The sequence below is a fragment of the Ralstonia sp. RL genome (genome assembly GCF_001683835.1).
Taxonomy (GTDB): domain Bacteria; phylum Pseudomonadota; class Gammaproteobacteria; order Burkholderiales; family Burkholderiaceae; genus Ralstonia; species Ralstonia mannitolilytica.
Genome location: NZ_LWRX01000208.1, coordinates 1 through 2,726 on the forward strand (window position 1 = coordinate 1; position 2,726 = coordinate 2,726).

General features: G+C 65.1%; 2 protein-coding genes. One reads left to right on the plus strand and one right to left on the minus strand.

Annotated elements, in window-relative coordinates; genetic code table 11:
• Positions 1 to 230, minus strand: a 230-nt coding sequence (locus tag A6M56_RS19605) for a hypothetical protein (RefSeq protein ID WP_286758349.1), incomplete at its 3' end; no start/stop codon positions are given.
• 321 nt (positions 231 to 551) lie between these two features.
• Between A6M56_RS19605 and A6M56_RS19610 the strand changes: the two genes are divergently transcribed.
• Positions 552 to 2,726 (plus strand): PAS domain-containing hybrid sensor histidine kinase/response regulator (locus tag A6M56_RS19610; protein ID WP_286758350.1); only part of this gene is annotated, 2,175 nt, incomplete at its 3' end.

Consider the following 2,726-nt stretch of genomic DNA (forward strand, 5'->3'; position numbering starts at 1 on the left):
CAACCAGAAGGTGGTGCAGCAGCTGCTCGCGCACCTGGGCTACCGCGCCGACGTTCGTCGGCGACGAACATCGGGATGTCGCCGTTGGGACAGGTGCGCACATTGTCGGCAACGCGCTGCTTGCCGCACATCTGCCCCGCCGCGGCATGCAGGGACAGCAGGGCGCCGCAGGCCGCCAGCATCCATGTCGTTTTCATCCTTCCCCCTTCGGTCAGGTTGAATGAATGCAATATTCTCCATGGCCGCATCGATCGCCGCAACCCGTTCACCCGCCTTATGCACCTATGCACCGGTGCCGGGGACACAATAGGGGCAAATACGGATGTACGCCGGACGCCTTCCCTGTTGAAATCGCCAGGCCGCCGCCCACACCTCCAGCGCACGCGACGCGGCCGCCGGCTGCAGTAAGCAAAATGACATCTTTTGCGCAGCGTTTGCCCGGCGCGCCCATAACATGCATACTGCGCACACGTTTTGAACAAGACAACAGGAAAACCGGATAACATGGAGCCTTGTTGTCCTTTGGAGAGAAGACGCCGGAGGAAGCATTGATGATCCGCCGCCCGCCCATGACCAACGCCAACCTCACCGCCGCGCAACTGAACGGCATCCTCAGCATCGCTGACGATGCCATCATCTGCGTCGACAGCAAGCAGAAAATCATCCTGTTCAACCAGGGCGCGGAACGGATCTTCGGCTGGAGCGAGCAAGAGGCGATCGGGCAGCACCTGAACCTCCTGCTGCCGCCGCGCTACCATGCGGAGCACGGCAAGCATATCGACAGCTTCGACAAATCCGGCCAATACGCGCGCAAGATGGCCGAGCGGCGCACCATCTTCGGCGTGCGCAAGGACGGCGCGGAATTTCCGGCGGAAGCGTCGATCTCCCGGCTGGATACGGAAGGCGGCGTGATCCACACCGTGATCCTGCGCGACATCTCGGCGCGCAAGGCCTACGAGCGCGAACTGCGCGAGGCCAAGGAGAAGGCGGAAGCCGCGATGCAGGCCAAGAGCATGTTCCTGGCCAACATGAGCCACGAGATCCGCACGCCGCTCAACGCCGTGATCGGCATGACCAGCCTCTTGCTCAACACGCACATCGACGAGGAGCAGCGCGATTACGCGGAAACCATCCGCGCCTCCAGCGAAGTGCTGCTGACCATCATCAACGACATCCTCGACTATTCGAAGATCGAGGTCGGCAAGCTCGACATCGAGCGCCAGCCGTTCGATCTGCGCCGCTGCATCGAGGAGTCGCTCGACCTGCTGGCGTCGAACGCTTCCGAGAAAAACATCAACCTCGCCTACTTCATCGACGACAGCGTGCCGGCCTCGCTGGTGGGCGACGTCACGCGCGTGCGCCAGATCCTGGTCAACCTGCTGTCGAACGCGATCAAGTTCACCCATCACGGCGAAGTGGTGGTGTCGGTGTCGGCCACGCCGCTCGGCGAGCAGCAGCACACGGTGCAGTTCTCGGTGCGCGACACCGGCATCGGCATTCCGCCGGAGCGGCTGTCCGATCTGTTCCAGGTGTTCACCCAGGTCGACGCCTCGACCACGCGCAAATACGGCGGCACCGGGCTCGGCCTGGCGATCTCCAAGCGCCTGGCGGAAGTCATGGGCGGCACCATGTGGGTGGAAAGCACGGTCGGCGCCGGCTCCACCTTCTACTTCACGGTCAAGGCCGAAGCCTCCGGCTCGCAGTGGGCCACCAGCTTCCTGCAGGAGCGCTCGTCGGCGCTGGCCGGCAAGCGCGTGCTGATCGTCGACGACAACAGCACCAACCGCCGCATCCTGGTCAAGCAGGCGCTGTTGTGGGGCATGGTGCCGTCGGCGGCCGCCTCCGCCATCGAAGCGATGGATTTCGTGCGCCACGGCCATGCGTTCGACGTCGGCATCCTCGACATGAGCATGCCGGAAATGGACGGTCTGGGGCTGGCGCTGGAAATCCGCAAATACCGCGACCCGCAATCGCTGCCGCTGATCATGCTGACCTCGGTGGTCAACCGCCCGCGCGACGTGCAGATGTCGCAGGTGAAGTTCGCCGCCTACCTGAACAAGCCGATCAAGCCGACCGCGCTGTTCGACGCGCTGCTGCACGCGATGCAGATCGAGCCGCGCCAGGCGCAGGCGGTGCGCGGCGCGCCGAGCGGGCGCCTGGCCGACACGCTGCCGCTCAACATCCTGGTGGCCGAGGACAACACCGTCAACCAGAAGGTGGTGCAGCAGCTGCTCGCGCACCTGGGCTACCGCGCCGACGTGGTCGCCAGCGGCGTCGAGGTGCTCGATGCGCTGGAGCGGCAGAACTACGACGTGGTGCTGATGGACGTGCAGATGCCGGAGATGGACGGCCTGGAGGCGACGCGCCGCCTGCGCGCCCGCTTCGGCGACGGTCCGCCGCGCGTGATCGCGATGACCGCCAACGCGATGCCGGGCGACCGCGAGAAATGCCTGGCCGCCGGCATGAACGCCTACGTGTCCAAGCCGGTGGAGCTGGAAGACATCCGCAACGTGCTGATGGCGGTGGCCGGCCCCGCCGCCGAGGAAGGCGACCATGTCGTCATCGACCGCCGCCGCATCGACCAGCTGGTCGAGCTGCAGGACGAAAACAATCCGACCCTGCTGTCGGACATCGCGCGCCTGTTCATCAACGACTCGCCCAAGCACATCCGGAACATCGCCGATGCGCTGGAGGCGAAGGATGCCGAAGCCCTGGTGTCGGCCGCG